This is a genomic window from Bradyrhizobium sp. NDS-1 (genome assembly GCF_032918005.1).
Lineage (GTDB): Bacteria > Pseudomonadota > Alphaproteobacteria > Rhizobiales > Xanthobacteraceae > Bradyrhizobium > Bradyrhizobium tunisiense.
The window spans coordinates 6,331,841-6,349,115 of the sequence record NZ_CP136628.1 but is presented as its reverse complement, the minus strand read 5'-3'; the positions used below and the strand labels follow the sequence as shown (position 1 = coordinate 6,349,115).

Here is a 17,275-nt window from a genome sequence, read left to right as displayed (position 1 = left end):
ACTCATCTCGCCCGGGCTTGTCCCGCCTGCGTAGCCGAAGCCAGCGAAGGCCCGGGCATCCACGTCTTTGAATCGCTCCAAAAACGTGAATGGCCGGGACAAGCCCGGCCATGACGAAGGAGAGACTGAGATTAACGAGGAAGCAGCGCAGCCGCAGTCCGTCAGAGCGCGCGGTTCACTCGGCTGGCCTGGTACTTGGCGCGCCATTTCGGGCCAGGTCCGCGCATGTAGTGAAGCTCGGGGCGGTACGGATTGCCTGCGACCTTCATCAAGGTCTGCCATCTGGCGGCGACGAAGTTCAGAGGCTGGCGGAGCAGGCTCAAGGAAGCGATCAGCATGGCATCACCTCAATGGGGCTTGCCGAGCATGGCGGTGAAGGGCAGATCGAAAATCTCTTCGCCGTCATCGTCGCTGACATGGATCACCCAGTCGCGCCAGTCTTCGCTGCTCGGCGTCAGGATCATCGACCGCATGATCTGAGAGGCACGGTCGCGCGCCTCAGTGAGATTGGACACGGCGGCGCCGTAGCGGTCGATCAGGGTGCCCTCGGTGTTGGAGCAGTGGAAATAGACCTGGACCATATCCGCCTCCTGGGGGAGCAACTGGGGTGGCAAACCGATACCACCCGAGGCCTTCGCGAAACATTCGGGTCGAACCCGGTAAGGGAATTTACGGATATTGGTCGGTCCCAAGGTCGTTAGAGGTTTAATCACAGGCGGGTGATCTTGAGCTGGACGGCGTTTTCCCGTCATGGAACACCATTCGCGGGAAGTTTTGGGGGCCGCCGTGAGCCATTTCACATCCAAGCGCGAATGCCGAAGGCTGCGCGCATGTGCGGGGGCCTTGGCGTGTGCCTCGGCGTGGGCTTTCGGCGCCCTGCTTGGGCACATCTCGGTGGCGTCATCGGAGCCGCTCCGGAGCGGCTATGCGATCAGCGCGGACACCTGCGGCAACGGTGATCTCGCATTTCCCAGGATCAAGATCGACATGAAGGCTGGCTTTTGCGCCGGCCTCGTCGCCAGCGAAGCGGATCACCTCAAGTTTCCACGCGCGATCGTCCAGGTGCCGGGCCGCGACCTGTTCGTGGTGGCCGACATGGGAGGCTGGGGCCGCACCGACGGACGGCTGCTGCTGCTCGATCCGCGCGCGCCACAGGGCGGGCGGCTCAAGGAGCTTCTCGCGGGAATCGAATATCCGTTCGGCCTCGCGGGCGGTCCGGACAAGAAGCTCTACGCCTCGACCGCCGAGACGATCTTCCGGTTCGATCCGCTCGCCGACAATCCGCGCGGCACCGTCGAGACCATCATCCGTCACATGCCCGGACGCCGGATCGCGCTGCCCGACGGCACCCGGATCGAGGAGAGCGCGCATCCGCTCAAGCAGTTCGTCTTCGACAGGACCGGGCGGCTATTCGTCAATGTCGGCTCGCACAGCGACGACTGCATCACGCCGGCGCCGATCACGAGGCCTTGCGCGGCGGCCGAGGGCGCGTCCGCCTTCGCATCGATCTGGCTGTTCGTGCCGCCTGCGGGCGGCGTCTTCCCGGCGCTGAAACCAGGCGATGCCGATCCGCCGCACACGGTCCATGCGCGCGGCTTGCGCAACTCGATGGCCCTGGCCCTGCATCCCGGTTTTCCCGACGCCGGCTACGCCTTCCTGCAGGGCGAGAACAGCCGCGACTTGCCGGATATCTTCAAGCCGAACGAGGAGATCAACGCGATCGAGCAGGGCAGGCATTATGGCTGGCCCTATTGCTACGATGTGTCGACGCCGAGCCCCGAGTTCAAAAACGTGCTGCAAAGCGGGATCTACAAGTCGCTCTGCACGGCCAGCGCGCTCTACAAGCCGCCGCTCTCGCTGCTGCCGCCGCACGGGGCGCCGCTCGCGATGCTCTATTATCGCGGCACGAAATTCCCGGAGCTGGAGGGCAAGCTGCTGGTCGGCCTGCACGGCTATCGTCCGACCGGCAGCCGTCTGCTGGTCTACGACGTCGACGACCACGGCTTTCCGAGGCCCGTCACCGCGCCGGTGCGCTATCACGTCAGTTGCGCGGCGGAGCCGACGCGCAACTTTCAGACGGCTGCCGGCGAGGTGGCTGCCGCGCCGTTCGATGAGTTGATCGCGGGCTGGCACCGCGTCAACGGCGCGCGGCCGCAAGGCGCGCCGGTCGGCATGACGGTCGCGGATGACGGCGCCATCTGGCTGGTCGAGGACAAGAACCAGACCGTGATCCGCATCGATCGTGCAGCGGGTGATCCGCCACCGCCGCTGCCCTGCGACATGCGCAGCCAGGCGATGATCGACCAGCTCGCGACCTTCGTCGCCAGGGATGCGCAGAACAGCAGCCGGCTGACCACGCTGCGCAAAGGCCTCGTCGAGAAGCATTGCGTCGGCTGCCACTCCGATTTCGGTTTGAAGCCGGGCCAGTCGGACGCGGAAAAGGACGGGGCCGTGCTCCGCTTCATGCTCAGCCAGGACGGCTGGATCTATCCGGGCGATCCCGATGCCGGCAGGCTGCGCACGCGCCTGCGCGGCATTGGCGCGGAGAAGCTCATGCCGCCGGGCGGCGAGAGCCTGCCAAAGACCGAGCCCGGCTACACGCGCCTGCTCGACACGATGGACTTGCTCGTTGCGAAGATGGTTCCGGGCACGCGGATGAGGATCAGGCCCGGCCCGCCGCAGCGCAAGTTCTTTGGCAAAACCAGCAGGGAATGCGGCGAAATACCGGCCGCAAAGGTCGTGGTCGTGACACAAAGGAGCGCTGTAGACAAACCCGGCTTCAGCCGATTCTTCCGGCCGGCCGATCCCTATCTGAATGGCGAGTGCACCGACGGCGATGGCTATTACATCCGGCAGGAATTTCTGGTGCCTGTGCAGTAGCGTTCTCCTCGTCGTTGCGGCGGGATCCGCGCAAGCGGAGACGAGATTGTTCGAAAGCGTGCAGGTGACGCCACCCGGTGAATACACCTTCGGCATCGAGGGACCCGCAGCCGACCTCGAGGGCAATCTGTTCGTGGTCAATCTCGGCAAGGCCGGCACCATCGGCAGGCTGCCTGCGGGCGGTGCGGCGTCGGAGCCGTTCACGCAGCTTCCCGAGGGCAGTGTCGGCAACGCCATCCGCTTCGATGCGAGCGGCACCATGTTCATCGCCGACTACAAGAAGCACAACATCTTCGCGATTCCAAAGGGGGCGACCCAGCCGGGCATCTGGTTTCACTCCGACGAGATGAACCAGCCCAACGACATCACGATCGCCCGCGATGGCACGATCTATGCGAGCGACCCGAACTGGAAGGGCAGAGAAGGCCACATCTGGCGGATCGCGAAAGCGGCCGACGGCACAGTGCGGGGACAAGTGATGTCGGCGCCGCGCGCGATGGGTACCACCAACGGCATCGATCTTAGCCCGGACGGCAAGACGCTCTATGTCGGGGAATCCAGCAGCGGCCAGATCTGGTCCTATGCGATCAACGGCAACGAGCTGACGGCTGCGAAGCTGGTCAAGGCGTTTCAGCCCGACACCGTCGATGGCTTGCGCACCGACATTGCCGGTCGTCTCTATGTCGCGCGTATTCTCAAAGGGACGGTTGCGCTGGTGAAGCCCAATGGCGCGGTCGAGCGAGAGATCGCGCTCAAAGCCAAGGAGCCGACCAACCTCGCCTTCGGCGGCAGCGACGGCAAGACCGTCTTCGTCACCCAGCGTCAAGGCGGCTTCATCGAGTCCTTCCGCACCGATCAGCAGGGCCGCGAGCACTGTCTCCAGCGCGGGCGCTGCTAGAGGACGATCTGCTTCAGGCGCAGAGCCGCGCGGCTGATGCGGCATTCTTCTTGCTTGCATCTTGCCGCCGTGGGGATCAAGACATCTACGGCGCCCCTTAAGAGCATGCGAGCACGGAGTGTTTGAGTGAAGGCCGTCCATACCGAACTGCACCGCAGCCACGATCCGCAATTCTTCCTGGTCCGCGGCGTCGTCAAGCGCACCACCGAGCAACCCGAGCGCGCCGACCGCCTGCTCAATGGATTGAAGGACGGCAAGCACCAACTGGTTGAGCCGACCAAATTCGGGCAGGGGCCGCGCGCGCGCATTCACAGTCCGGAATATCTGTCGTTCCTGAGCGAAGCCTGGGACGCCTGGACCGCGCTCGGCGATTCCGGCCCGGAGATGATCGGCAACATCCATCCGGTGCGGCATGCCGGGACCTATCCCACCCACATCGTCGGCAAGCTCGGCTGGCACACCGCCGACACCGCGGCGCCGATCGGTCCGGGCACCTGGGCCGCGGCCTGTGCCGCGACGGACGTTGCGGTCACCGCTGCGCAGATGGTGATGGATGGCGAGGACGCGACCTATGCGCTCTGCCGTCCGCCCGGTCACCACGCCTATCGCGACATGGCCGGCGGCTTCTGCTTCCTCAACAACAGCGCGATTGCCGCAGCGCATCTGCGGCAGAAGCACGAGCGGGTCGTGATCCTCGACGTCGACGTCCATCACGGCAACGGCACGCAAGGCATCTTCTACGCCCGGCCCGACGTCTACACGATCTCGATTCATGCCGATCCGATCGCTTATTATCCATACGTGTGGGGCTATGCCCATGAACGCGGCGAAGGACCCGGCCTTGGCACCAATCTCAACATCCCGCTGGCCATCGGCACCGGCGACGACGGCTACATGCAGTCGCTGGACGTTGCGCGCAAGGCAATCGAGTCCTTTGCTCCCGGCGCCCTCGTCATCGCGCTCGGCCTAGACGCCTCCGAGCACGATCCGCTCAAGGGATTGGCCGTCACCACGCCGGGCTTCCGCCGTATCGGCCAGGCCATCGCGAGGATGGGCCTGCCGACCGTGTTCGTGCAGGAGGGCGGCTACCTCTCGGATATTCTGGGCGCGAACCTGACCTCGGTACTGGCGGGATTCGAAGAGGCGCGGTGAGGGGTCTTCACCTCTCCCCGCGTTGCCCGGCCATGACGGCGAGTGTGATAGCTAGAACATCCCGCTCGCCGCGAGCGCCTTGCAGACGTGCTGCATCTCGGATTCGTCGGCGACCATGTCGAGCATGATCGTGGTCAGGCCTTTTGCCGCAAACGCCTTCAGCCTCGCGCCGATCTCCTCGTAGCTGCCGACGAGATAGGGGCAATCGGCCTGGAAGGTCAGGAATGGCAGCAGCCAGTAGCCATTATCCCGGAGCTCGCCGCTCTGGCCGTCATAGAGGTGCCGCTTCCACACGGAATCAGTGTTCTCCATGGTCAGCACGAGCAGCTCGCGATCGTCGGGGTTGTCGCGGAAACGCAGCTTGGCGGCCTGCCGCGCCTCCTCGCGTCCCTCGCGGGCGAAGATGCCGAAATTCATGCCGGGCGAGTGGAGCTCGCGATCGAGCTCGGGCGGCAGCATCTGCATCTTGATGCAGCCCGCTTGCTCCGCCGCCCGCTGGGCTGCCTCGGATTGGCCTGCGATCAGGAATTCCGGCATCAGCTCCGGCGGCAGGCGCGGTCGCAGTTGCAGATGGTGCGTACGGTAGAAACGCCCCTCGAAATTGACCGGCCGCGGACTTGCCAGCAACTGGCGCATCAGCTCCACGAATTCGCCGAGCCTGACATAGCGATCCGCATGCGACTGGTCGTCGCCGAGGCCCTGCAAGTCGCTGACCGCCGTCCCCGTGATCATGTTGAGATAGACCTTGCGGCCGTGGAGCTGCGCAAGGGACGAGACGAATTTCGCCGCCGTGAACGGGTGCATGTAGACCGGATTGACGGCGATCAGCGGCGAAGATCGCGCCGTCCCTGCCATGATGTGCTGGGCCATCGCCCAGGGCTCGACGAATACGTCGTTGCCTTCGAACAGCAGAACGCCCTCGAAACCGTTGCGGTCGGCGAACTGCGCGACCCGCATCAGCTCGCCGACATATGTCCCGGGGTCGCGGTTGCGCGAAATCGCCGGAAAGACGCGCAGCCGCGGCGACGTCATTCAGCCGCTTCCTGGAGCGGCCAGGCATTGCGGCTGATGGGAAGGCCGCCGTTCGCGCGGGAGCCGTCGGCGATCGCGAGGCGATGAGAGGGCGACGGCGAGCACAGCGAAAAGCGCCAGCCGTCGGGATCGTCGGCGATATCGGGCTTGAAGCTGATCTCGATGCCCTCGCGCGACACCTGCATCGCGAAGGCGTCGAGCGGCAAATTGAGCCCAAAGCCCCTGGCCTTCAGATAGGCCTCCTTGAGCGTCCAATAGTCGAAGAAGCGCTCGATCGCGGCCGGCTCCGGCAGTCCGCGCAGCGTTTCGACCTCCTCCGGCGCAAAGAAGCGAAGCGCAGTGGACAGCGGCGCCACCCGCCGCGACACGGTTTCGACGTCGACGCCGACGGTCTCATGCCTCGACACGACGCAGGCGACGCAGCCGTCGGCGTGGGACAGGCTGAAATGCAGCGCGGTCGAGGTCGCGGGCGCTGCGACAAACGGCCGCCCGTAGCGCCCGGCTCCAAAGGACCAGTCGGAGGGAGCGACGTTGGAGGCGACCTGCGACAGCGCCAGGCGCAGCATGGCGTGCGCGAAAATATACTGCCGTCGATGCCGCTCGAACATGAAGCGATCGGCCCGCGCCCGTTCGTCCACCGAAAGCAGCCGCCGGCACGTATCGACCGCGCCCGGCACGTCAATGGACTCGATCAGTCCGACAAAGAGTTCAATTCTGTCGTCCGCCATCAATTGGGGCCTATTGCGTCAGGCCGAGGGAAAATCCCCGGCCCCGACGGAAGAAACAACTGAGCAAGAATCATCCAAGCAGACCGCTTCTAGCGGTCCACCCGGGCGATTTCTTGTCGATTTGCAGGCCGGTTTACAGGCGCAAGCTTGTGCGAGACCCCGGCTCGATACACGAGCGGCCCATGTCCGAAAGTGAAGCCTGAAGAGTCGTGCGGCGTCCCGGCCGACGAATCTTACTTCTTCTTCTTGGCTTTCTTCGCGCCGCTCAGCACCGACAGGCTGGCATCGACGTCCTTCAGGGCGGACTGCAGCTTCTTCTTCTCGGCACTCAGCAGCTTCAGGAGGGCCTTGCGGTCCTTGTCGCTCAACGCGGTACCTTTGGTAAATTTGATGAAACCCATAACACTCCCCCGGTTGAAAATAATCGTCCAAATGGAAACGCAGGAATAATCTTGCGCGGTGGCGTCAAATAATCAAGATGCAACTTGGTCATGCACAGCTTTGACGAGTGAGCCGTCATGGCGCGGTCGTCATGCCGCCTTGCGAGCGAGCAATCGGCCGAGCGGCAAGTTGGGTTGGGCGATGGCAGTCGCCAGGAGCACGACGAGATCCTTCATCCACGCGCCGACCAAATGGCCGTCCAGCAATTCGCGCTTGTAATTGCACGAGCCGGTGATTCCGGTCGGGCGCTCCTTGAGCATCAGCGACAGCCAGGTCTGGTTGATCGGCAGCACCGGCTGGCCTTCGCGCGTGATGTTGCCGATCGATTGGGTCGCGAGATCCGGCAAATCGAGCGGCTGACGCAGTGGATTTTGCAGCGTGAAATAGACCTGGAGCAGCGAGGCCGGATCGATCCCTTCCCGCTCCAGATGGTCGGCGAGGAGGTTGAACGGCAGCTCTTGCCGCGCATGGGCGTCGAGCACACTCTGGCGCACCCGTGTCAACGCTTGCGCGAACGACAGCTCGGGCGTGATTGTGGTGCGGATGATCACCGTGTTCTCGAACGGGCCGACGATCCGGTCGGTGTCCGGCTGGGCGCGATTGGCCATGGCGGTGGCGACCGCGATGTCGGTGCGGCCCGTCCGGGCGAGCAGCAGGGTCTTCAGGCCGGTGAGCAGGCCCATGAAGAGCGTGCCGTTGTGCTGGCTGGCGAACGTCTTGAGCCGCCCGATCAACTCGGGCTCGAGGCTGACCGGATGGTGCCCGCTGGACGCGCCTGGGGTTGATTTGCCGTCGAAGACGGGGGTCGCGCCGCGCAAATTCTCCGTCCAGTCGGCAGCCTGGCGGCGGGCAGCGTCGGTGCCGCACCACCAGCGCTGCCAGCGAGAGACGTCCGAGAAGGCCGGAGGCGGCTTTGGTAGCGGCGCCGACGGATGTCCGGACAGCGCTGCATAGCGGCTCGACACCTCCTCGAACAGCACACCGATCGACCAGCCGTCGACAATGGCGTGATGCAGCGTCAGCAACAGGACATGATCGGCGTCGTGGATCCGCAACAGCCTGACACGCAGCAGGGGCGCGCGCGTGGGGTCGATTGGGCCATAGGTCTCGTGCTGGATCAGGAGATCGACCTTCCTCTGCTCCAGGGCTCTGCGCCGCTTGTTGTTGTGGGGTTGGCCGTCGCCGATCGTCTCGATGGTCAGGACACGGCCGAGGGTGCCGGGTGCGGCGACGTGACGGACAGGCTCCTCGCCGTTCCAGCCGAACGCGGTCCGCAGCGCTTCGTGGCGATTGACCACATCGTCGATCGCCTGCGCCAGGGCGGTCGCATCGAGCGGACCCTGGAGACGGAAGGCGAAGGGCAGGTTGAACAGCGGCAACCCCGGGAGGTTCTGCTCGATCCGCAGCATCTGGTCCTGCGCAATCGAGAGCGTCGGCCCGCCGCCGTCGGTCGGCCTCGCATCAGCCAGCCCCGACATGGCGCCAGGCTTGCGCGGCGTCTCCGTCATGGCCTGGTCGACCCGCCGGGCAAGTCCTTCGATCGTCGGTGCTTCGAAGATGGTCTTGATCGGCAGCGACACCCCGAGCGCCCGCGCGACACGCGCCATCGTCTGGCCCGCCAGCAGCGAATGGCCGCCGAGGTCGAAGAAATTGTCGGTGACGCCGACGCTGTCCACCCTGAGCAGGTCGATCCAGATGTCGGCGAGCACCTTTTCGGTGAAGCGCCGCGCCGGCACGGTCGCATCCGGTTCGGACGATTCCTGCTGCGCCGGCGCCAGCAGCGCGGACCGGTCGATCTTGCCGTGGGCGCTCAGCGGAACGTGATCCAGGAACAGGAATGCGGACGGGATGGCGTGGCCCGGCAGCCGGCTCTTGAGGAAATCGCGCAGCTCGCTGGCGCTGCTCCGGCTGTCGGGGCTTGCGACGATATGGGCGATCAGCCGGATGTCGCCGCTCGCCTCGCGGCGCGGCTCGACGATGCCGGCCCGCACGCCGGGATGATCGGCGAGCGCGTTCTCGATCTCCTTGAGCTCGATGCGGTAGCCGCGGACCTTGACCTGATGGTCGGCGCGGCCGAGGCATTCGATCGTGCCGTCGGCGCGGCGGCGCGCGAGGTCGCCGGTGCGGTAAAGCCGGCTGCCTGTCTGGCGCGAGAACGGATCGGGCAGGAATCGCTGCCGGCTCTGCGCGGGATCGTTGATATAGCCGCGGCCGACACCCGCGCCGCCGATGCAGAGCTCGCCGGTCACGCCGACCGGCTGCGGCTGGAGATTCGCATCGAGCACGTAGAGCTGGGTGTTCGGCAGCGCTGCACCGACCGGGACGATGCCGGTCGTGATCGCCGGCGCCCTGGTCAGGCGATGCAGGGAGACGTCGTCGGAACATTCCGAAGCGCCATAGGCGTTGATCAGCGGTACTTTCGGGCACTCGGCGAACCAGGCCCGGCAGAGGTCGACGGGCAACGGCTCGCCGGTCGAAATCAGCAGCCGCAATCCGGCGAAGGCGCGCCGGACCTGTCCCTCGTTCATCCGATCGACCATGACGCGCAAGAGCGATGGGACAATCTCAAGCACGGTGATGCCTTCGCGCTCGATCTCCCGCGCCAGCAGGATCGGGTCCTGCACGATCGTATTGTCGCAGACATGCACGCGCGCGCCGACCATCGGCCCCGCCAGGAACTGCCAGACCGATATGACAAAGCTCTGCGGCGCGGTCTGCGCAATCACGTCCCTGGAGCAGAGGCCGAGCTCGGAGACGAGCGAGGCAAGATGGTTCGACAGGCCGCGCTGCTCGATCATGACGCCCTTCGGCGCTCCGGAGGAGCCCGATGTATAAATGAGATAAACAAGGCTGGAGGCCGCGCGCCGCGCGGCGCGGGCCGGCTTGGCCGCTGCCGACGCGATCGTGTCTTCGAGCTCGGCCACCGGAATGCGCTCGACCAGCGGAGCGAGCAGCGTCTCGACCATGGCGGACCGGGCCCGCCCGGTCAGCAGCATGCGGGCGCAGCTCGATCCCAGAATGGTCGCGAGCCGCGCTGGCGGCTGATCGGGGTCGAGATTGAGGAAGGCCGCGCCCGCGCGCTGCACGCCGATCATCGCGGCGAGCAGGTCGGGCCCGCGATCCGCAAGCAAGGCCACCACGCTCTCAGCGCCGACGCCTTCGCGCGCCAGCCAGCGCGCGATCGCCTGGCTGCGGCGGGCCAGTTCGCGATAGCTCAGGGATGTGCGCCCGTCCGACACCGCAATCGCGTTCGGCGTCTTCCTGGCCTGACGATCGAAGCGCTCGCTCAAATTGCCGCTTGTGGTGAAATTGGCCGGCACGCCGCGGCCTGCCGCCAGCAATTGCCGGCGTTCGGTCTCGTTGAGGAGCGGCAGGCGCGAGATGCGCTGCTCCGGATTGACGATGGCGGCCTTCAGCACGGACTTGAGCTGGGTCGCCATGGCCTCGATCGTCGCGGCGTCGAACAGATCGGTGGCGTATTCGAAGAAGCCGGTGAAGCGGCCGTCGGCCTCGACCAGCTCGAGCGTGATGTCGAAGCGTGCCACCTCGGGATCGACTTCCAGCCGCCGTGCCGACAGGCCCGGGAAGCGTGCCGCCTCGATCGAGGCGTTCTGGAGGATGAACATGATCCGGAACACCGGATTGCCGTCGCTCCGCCGCGCGACCTGCAGCGCCCGCAGCACCTCCTCGATCGCAAGGTCCTGGTTGCGGTAGGCATCGAGGGTGACCTGCCGGACCCGCCGCAGCAATTCGCTGAAGCTCGGATCGCCGCCAAAATCGTTGCGCAGGATCAGGGTGTTGGCGAACAGCCCGATCAGGCGCTCGCTCTCGATCTGGTTGCGGTTGGCAATCAGCGATCCCGTTGCGACATCCTCATGCCCGGTGTGGCGGAATAGCAGGCACTGGAAGGCGGCGAGCAGCGTCATGAAAGGCGTGACGCCCTGGTTCTGGCTGAACGCGCGCAGTTCGGCCGACTGCGTCCTGGAGAATTCGAGATAGTGGCGGGCGCCGTGACCGCTCCAGACCTCAGGCCTTGGACGGTCGGTCCGCAGCGGCAGCGTCGTGACGCCGTCGAGCTGGGTCCGCCAATAGTCGAGCTGGTCCTTTGCGGCCGGCGTCTGCGCCCAGCTCTGTTGCCAGAGCGCAAAGTCGCGATATTGGAAAGCCGGCGAAGGCTCTGCCGCCACGCTCCTTTTGTGTGCGGCGGCGTAATGGGCTGCAAGCTCCTCCCAGAACAGGCGCTGCGACCAGCCGTCGGTAACGAGGTGATGGACGTTGACCACCAGCGCGTGGCTCGTCTTGTCGAATGACAGCAGCGTGACTTTCAGCAGCGGCTCGCGCGCCAGGTCGAAAGGGTATTGCGCGAGCTTGAGTGCCTCGCGCCTGATCGTTGCGGCCCGTTTGTCGGCAGCACAGGGCTTGAGCTTGACGCGCTCGAGCCGCGGCGCCGATTGCAGCACGAGCTGCGACGGCTCGCCCTGGCGTTCGACGATGACCGAGCGCAGCGCCTCGTGGCGCGCACAGACCGCGGCAAGACTGGCCTGAAGCGCGGCGACGTCGATCAGGCCTCTGAACGCTGCGACCTCGACCACATTGTAATTGTAGCGCGTCGGATCGAGCCGCGAGAGCACGTACATGCGCTGCTGCTGGAACGAGAGCGGCGCCTCTGCGGCCGTCACTCGCCGCCAGGCCGGCAGTGCCGTCTCGCGACGGCTCGCCGCAGTCCCGAGCCGGGCCGCAAGCGCGGCGACGGTGGCGCAATCGAAAATGTCCTCGAACGAGAAGTCGACGTTGAAGCGTTCGCGCAGGCGCGAGCGCATCTGTGTCACCGCGAGCGAATCAGCACCGAGCGCGAAGACGTCCTGGTCGACGCCGACCCGCGGCAGCTCCAGGAGACCGGCCCAGATCGCGGCGAGCTGGGTCTCCAGCGGGTTGCGTGGCAACCGCGCATCGTCCGCGTGCTCCGCCTTGATCAGCCCCGCGAGCGCGTTACGCTTGACCTTGCCGCTGCCGCCCTTCGGCAGGGCTGCCACGCTGCGGATCAGGCTAGGCACCTTGTAGGCTGCGAGCCGCCTTCGCACGAACTGGCGCAACTGGTCCGAGGTCGCCTCGGCATCCGATCGCAGCACCACGACGGCGGCAACGTTCTCGCCAAGCTTGTCGTGCGGGACGGCGAACACGCCGGCCTCCAGCACCGCCGGATGGCTGAGCAGGGCCTCTTCCACTTCGAGAGGCGAGATCTTCTGCCCCCCGCGGTTGATGACGTCCTTGATGCGCCCGACGATGAAAAGATAGCCGTCGCCATCGAGATAGCCGAGGTCGCCAGTCCGGAACCAGCCGTCGCGGAACGCGGCCTGCGTTGCCGCTTCGTCATTATAGTAGCCGCGGGTCATGTTCGGTCCGCGCAGCATGATCTCGCCCTGCGCGCCGCTCGCAAGCCCGCGGCCGGTCTCGTCCATGATCGCGATCTCGGGGCCGGCGGCGCGACCGACCGATCCGACCTTGCGCAGCTCGAACGGATTGGCCGCGATCTGCGAGGCGGCTTCGGTCATGCCGTAGGTTTCGAGCACCGGAACGCCGAACGTCGCCTCCAGCCCCTGGAGGATTGTGGGCGCGAGCGAGGCCGAGGCCGAACGGATCACGCGCAGCGACGACGATCGGGCGCTGTCCGGGTCGGATTCCGCCGCCGTCAGCAGCGCGCGATGAATGGTCGGCACGGCGGTGTACCAGGTCGGCTGCAGCTCCCGCATCCAGCCGAAGAAGGAAAGGGCGTCGAAGCCGTCGGTGCAGATCACGCTGGAGCCCGCAGCCAGCGCCGTCAGCAGGCCGGAGATCAAACCATGGGCGTGAAACAGCGGCAGGACGTTGAGCAGACGATCGTGGGACGTGAGCGACAGCACGCGGCCGGCATTGGCGGCGGACAGGCACACGTTGCGATGTGTCAGCGGTACCATTTTCGGCCGCGCCGCCGTGCCGGACGTCAACAGGATGAACGCATCGTCGTCGCCGCGCGAGGCGCCGCCGTTCGCCGCTGGCCGGACTGTCGGCCCAACGAATGCGCAGCCGGCGAGATTGTCCTGCGGCCCCGGCACGAAATCGATGATCGCGATGCCGAGCGCCTTGGCGGCCTCGCGGCTCGCAGGGCTCATGTCGGTCTGCGTCACGAGCGCCGACAGCTTCAGTTCGCTGAAATAGCGCTGCAATTCGTCAGCCGTCAGATCGGGGTTGACGGGGACGCAGGCGCAGCTCGATGCGACCGCGATCAGCGCCAGCGCGCTGTCGGCGCCGCGCGGCAGCGCGACCGCGATGCGGTCGGCAGGGGTCATGCCGAGCCGGCGCAGCGCGCGGACGAGATCCTGCGTGGCCGCGCCAAGCGCGCCGTAGTTGAGGGCCGGACGGCCCGGGGCGAGCAGGGCGGGCGCCGTCGGCGTCTTTCGGGCGTAGAAATCGAGAAGGCCACCGATATCGGCGAACATCTTCGTTTCGGCCGCCATGCTGCCTGATTCCTCCAGGGCCGGGAGTGTGACGTCCGACAATTCCGTTCCCTTTTGATGCGATTGAGCTATTCTTCCAAGAAGTTGGGGAACGCGTCCAGTCTGAGGTGACGTTTTGGGCCCAAAATCTGTGGTTGAGGCGCCCTGAAGCCCTTCGACGGAATGAGGGTCGGGCAGAAATCACCATGCTGGAGAACGAGCCGGACACGGGAACGGAAGGCGGGCTGAAGCGCTGGCTCGAGGGCATCGGCCTCGGCCATTACTCCGATCTCTTCGCACAGCACCGCCTTGATCTCGACGTCATGGGTGACCTGACCGAATCCGATCTGGTCGAGCTCGGATTGCCGCTTGGCGATCGCAAGCGGCTGCAACGGGCGATGGCGGCGCTGTTCGAGGCGGAAACGGCGCAGGCGCCCGCGGCGACGGTGCGGCCGCAAATCCGCACAGAGGTCGGCGCCGAGCGGCGTCAGCTCACCACCATGTTCTGTGACATGGTGGATTCCACCTCGCTCTCCGTGCAGTTCGATCCGGAAGACGTCCGCGACATGATCGCGAGCTTCCGCGAAACCTGCGTCCGCGTGGTGAAGCATTACGAGGGTTTTGCCGCCCGTTTCGTCGGCGACGGCATTCTGGTCTATTTCGGCTACCCGACCGCGCATGAGGACGATGCCGAGCGCGCGGTGCGTGCCGGGCTCGAGATCGTGCGGGTGCTGTCGACCGCACGCGCGATCGAGCCGCGCGGCGCGCTCAGCCACTCACCCGCCGTTCGCATCGGGATCGCGACCGGCCTCGTCGTGGTCGGCGACCTCATCGGGCAGGGGACCGAAGAGCGCGACTCCGCGGTCGGCGAGACCGTCAACCTCGCCGCGCGCCTGCAAGGCCTGGCGCCGCCCAATGGCGTGGTGATCTCCGCCTCGACCCACTCGCTGCTGAAAGGGAAGTTCGAGTTCCGCAATCTCGGCGTCCATGATCTGAAGGGAATCTCCGAGAAGGCCCAGGCCTGGCACGTGATGCGCGCCTCGCGGGTGGAAACACGTTTCGCGGCCGCCATGGGCACGCGGCTGACGCCGCTCGTCAACCGCGAGGAGGAGATCGCGCTGCTGATGGGCCGCTGGCAGCAGGCCAAGGACGGCGACGGCCAGGTCGTCGTCAAGTTCGGCGAACCTGGCATCGGCAAGTCGCGCATCATCCAGGAAATCTTCGAGCGGATCTCGGGCGACCGTCACGGACAGGTCTCTTTCCAGTGCTCGCCCTACTACACGTCCACGGCGCTCTATCCGTTCGCCGAGCAGCTCAGATTCTCCCTCGGCCTCGACCGCGATGATCCGTCCGCACTGTCGCTGACGAGCCTCGAGACCGCGATCGCCGCCGCTCATGGCGACATCGAGCAGATTACGCCGCTGTTTGCCGCGCTGCTGTCGATACCGACCGCAGACCGCTATCCGCCGCTCGAGCTGTCACCGCAGCAGCAGAAGGACGCCACCGTCGCGGCACTGGTCAATCACTTCCTGGGCCTTGCGCGCGAGATGCCGCTCGTGATCGCATTCGAGGATCTGCACTGGATCGATCCGACCTCCCGTGAGGTGATCGACCTTCTGGTCGATCGGGCGCAGAACCGGCCGATCCTGGTCATCATTACCGCGCGGTCCGAATTCCAGCCGAGCTGGAACGCGCATTCGCACATCACGACGCTGGTGCTCAACCGCCTGAGCCGGCAGTTGCGCACGACGCTGGTGGAGCGCGTCGCCGGCAGAGAGATGCCCAAGGAGGTCGTCGAGGAGATCATCGTCAAGACCGACGGCGTGCCGTTGTTCTTGGAAGAGCTCACGAAGACCGTCCTGGAATCCAACCTCTTGACCGAGCGGCACGGGCGCTACGTCCTGTCGGGCCCGTGGCGGCAGCTTGCAATCCCGGCAACCCTGACCGACTCGCTGATGGCGCGGCTGGACCGCATGGGCCCGTTCAAGCGGATCGCCCAGATCGGCGCCACCATCGGCCGTGAGTTCTCCTACGAGACGCTGCATGCCGTCGCCAACACGCCGGCCGAGCAGATCGAGGCCGCGCTCAATCATCTGGAGCAGGCGGGGCTGATCATGCGCCGCGGCCATCCGCCGGACGCGCTCTATTCGTTCAAGCACGTGATGATCCAGAACGCCGCGCATGACAGCCTCTTGCACAGCGAGCGGCGCAAGCTGCATTCGCGGATCGCCCAGGTGCTCGCCGAGATGTATCCGGAGAGGACCGAGCGCGAACCGGAGCTGCTCGCCCATCACCTGACCGAGTCCGGCCAGAGCGAGGGCGCGGCAAGCTTCTGGCTCAAGGCCGGCAAGCAGGCGGCAAGGAGCGGCGGCAATCTGGAGGCAATCGGTCACCTGCGCCGGGGCTTGAGCGTCGTGCACGCCAATGCGCGCATGCAGGGCGCGGACGAGATGGAGCTCGAGCTGCGCATCGCGCTCGGCAACGCGCTGATCTCCGCCAAGGGCTACGCGGTGCAGGAGGTCGAGGAGAACTACATCCGCGCGCTCGAGCTCGGTCAGCAGCTCGACGACGACGAAAAGGCCTTTGCCGCCACCCGCGGCCTGTGGGTCTGCCATTTCATCCGAGCCGATCTCTCCCGCGCGCACGATCTCAGCGTCGAGCTGTTGAAATTCGCCAAGCGCGAGCGGCTGAACGAACGGGCGCAGCCGGCCCAGCAGACCGGCTATCTGATGGAGGCGCATCGCTCGATCGCGATGACCATGCTCTATCGCGGACGCTTCGCTGCTTCCCAGCATCATTTGCACCGCTGCATCAACCTCTATAGCCCCGATTTGCACGCCGACCTGATGGAGCGGCACGGCACCGATCCCGGCGTCGTCTCGCTGTCCTATCTCGGCTACCTCCTGTGGTTCCTCGGCCGGCCTGACGCGGCGCGCCAGCACAGCGAGCAGGCGATCGCGAATGCCGAGAAGATCCGCCATCCCTTCACGCTCGCCTTCGCGCTCGTGTTCGGCGCCTATCTCTGCCAGCATCTGCGTGACGTCGAGGGTACGCGCGACTACGCCAACCGCGCCATGATCATCGCCACCGAACACAGCTTCCTGCATTGGAAGCAGCAGGCCGCGATCCTGCGCGGCTGGGCGCTGGCCCAGCTCGGCGAGGCCGATGAAGGTCTCAGCCAGATGCGCTTCGGCCTCGACGAGTACGAGGCGATGGATTCCTGGCTCGCCGGTTGCTGGTTCCGCTGTCTGCTCGCCGAAGCCTATGCCAAGGTCGGGATGCGCGAGGCGGCCCTGCGCGCGCTTGACGGTGCACTCGCGACCGCCAGACGCACCGGCGATCACTCCTATCTCGCCGAAGTCTATCGCCTCCAAGGCGAGATCACGCTGTCGGACGGCGACCCGGCATCGATGCAGGAGGCTGTGGATCTTTTTACCCTGTCGCTGGAGGTCGCGCGCAAGCAGGGCGCGCTGTCCTGGGAGCTTCGCACTGCCGTCAGCCTGGCGCGACTGTCGCTCGACGCCGGCAAGCGTGAGCATGCCAGCCTGCTGCTTGTGCCGATCGTCGGCAAGTTCAGCGAGGGTTTCGACACGCCGGACCTCAAGCAGGCGATGGAGCTCGTCAACGAACTCGGCGCAGACGCGCTCGTCGCGAACGGGCCGATGCGGTGA

10 protein-coding genes are annotated in these 17,275 nt (G+C 66.0%); 4 read left to right on the top strand and 6 right to left on the bottom strand.

Features of this window, described 5'->3' with window-relative positions:
* Window positions 1-161: 161 nt before the first annotated feature.
* The gene (locus RX330_RS29590; RefSeq protein ID WP_212092780.1) at window positions 162-338 is read right to left on the bottom strand and encodes a hypothetical protein; all 177 of its coding nucleotides are present in this window, start codon (window positions 336-338) and stop codon (window positions 162-164) included.
* A 9-nt stretch (window positions 339-347) separates the two neighbouring features.
* Window positions 348-581 (bottom strand): DUF6894 family protein, encoded by a 234-nt coding sequence (locus tag RX330_RS29585; RefSeq protein WP_063196867.1) that lies wholly within the window; start codon window positions 579-581, stop codon window positions 348-350.
* Window positions 582-750: 169 nt separating this feature from the next.
* Between RX330_RS29585 and RX330_RS29580 the strand changes: the two genes are divergently transcribed.
* The 3 genes from RX330_RS29580 to RX330_RS29570 all read left to right on the top strand — a co-directional run bounded on the left by RX330_RS29580 (window position 751) and on the right by RX330_RS29570 (window position 4,930).
* On the top strand, window positions 751-2,880 hold the full coding sequence (locus RX330_RS29580) for a PQQ-dependent sugar dehydrogenase (RefSeq protein ID WP_375849290.1): 2,130 nt from the start codon (window positions 751-753) through the stop codon (window positions 2,878-2,880).
* A complete protein-coding gene (locus RX330_RS29575; protein ID WP_317240833.1) occupies window positions 2,837-3,778 on the top strand; it encodes an SMP-30/gluconolactonase/LRE family protein in 942 nt (313 codons plus the stop codon). Before RX330_RS29580 ends, RX330_RS29575 begins: the two co-directional genes overlap by 44 nt.
* A 126-nt stretch (window positions 3,779-3,904) precedes the next feature.
* Window positions 3,905-4,930 (top strand): histone deacetylase family protein, encoded by a 1,026-nt coding sequence (locus tag RX330_RS29570; protein ID WP_317240832.1) that lies wholly within the window; start codon window positions 3,905-3,907, stop codon window positions 4,928-4,930.
* Between the two features lie 51 nt (window positions 4,931-4,981).
* Here RX330_RS29570 and RX330_RS29565 read toward each other — a convergent pair whose 3' ends face one another.
* The 4 genes from RX330_RS29565 to RX330_RS29550 form a co-directional block, all read right to left on the bottom strand.
* On the bottom strand, window positions 4,982-5,962 hold the full coding sequence (locus RX330_RS29565) for an LLM class flavin-dependent oxidoreductase (protein ID WP_317240830.1): 981 nt from the start codon (window positions 5,960-5,962) through the stop codon (window positions 4,982-4,984).
* Window positions 5,959-6,690, bottom strand: coding sequence for a 4'-phosphopantetheinyl transferase family protein (locus tag RX330_RS29560; protein ID WP_212092775.1), 732 nt, complete (start codon window positions 6,688-6,690; stop codon window positions 5,959-5,961). The genes RX330_RS29565 and RX330_RS29560 overlap by 4 nt, the downstream gene beginning before the upstream one ends.
* A gap of 233 nt (window positions 6,691-6,923) precedes the next feature.
* Complete coding sequence (locus RX330_RS29555) at window positions 6,924-7,091, bottom strand: hypothetical protein (RefSeq protein WP_212092774.1); 168 nt, start codon at window positions 7,089-7,091, stop codon at window positions 6,924-6,926.
* Window positions 7,092-7,220: 129 nt separating this feature from the next.
* The gene (locus tag RX330_RS29550) at window positions 7,221-13,625 is read right to left on the bottom strand and encodes a non-ribosomal peptide synthetase (RefSeq protein WP_317240829.1); all 6,405 of its coding nucleotides are present in this window, start codon (window positions 13,623-13,625) and stop codon (window positions 7,221-7,223) included.
* Between the two features lie 185 nt (window positions 13,626-13,810).
* Between RX330_RS29550 and RX330_RS29545 the strand changes: the two genes are divergently transcribed.
* A complete protein-coding gene (locus RX330_RS29545; RefSeq protein ID WP_317240828.1) occupies window positions 13,811-17,275 on the top strand; it encodes an AAA family ATPase in 3,465 nt (1,154 codons plus the stop codon).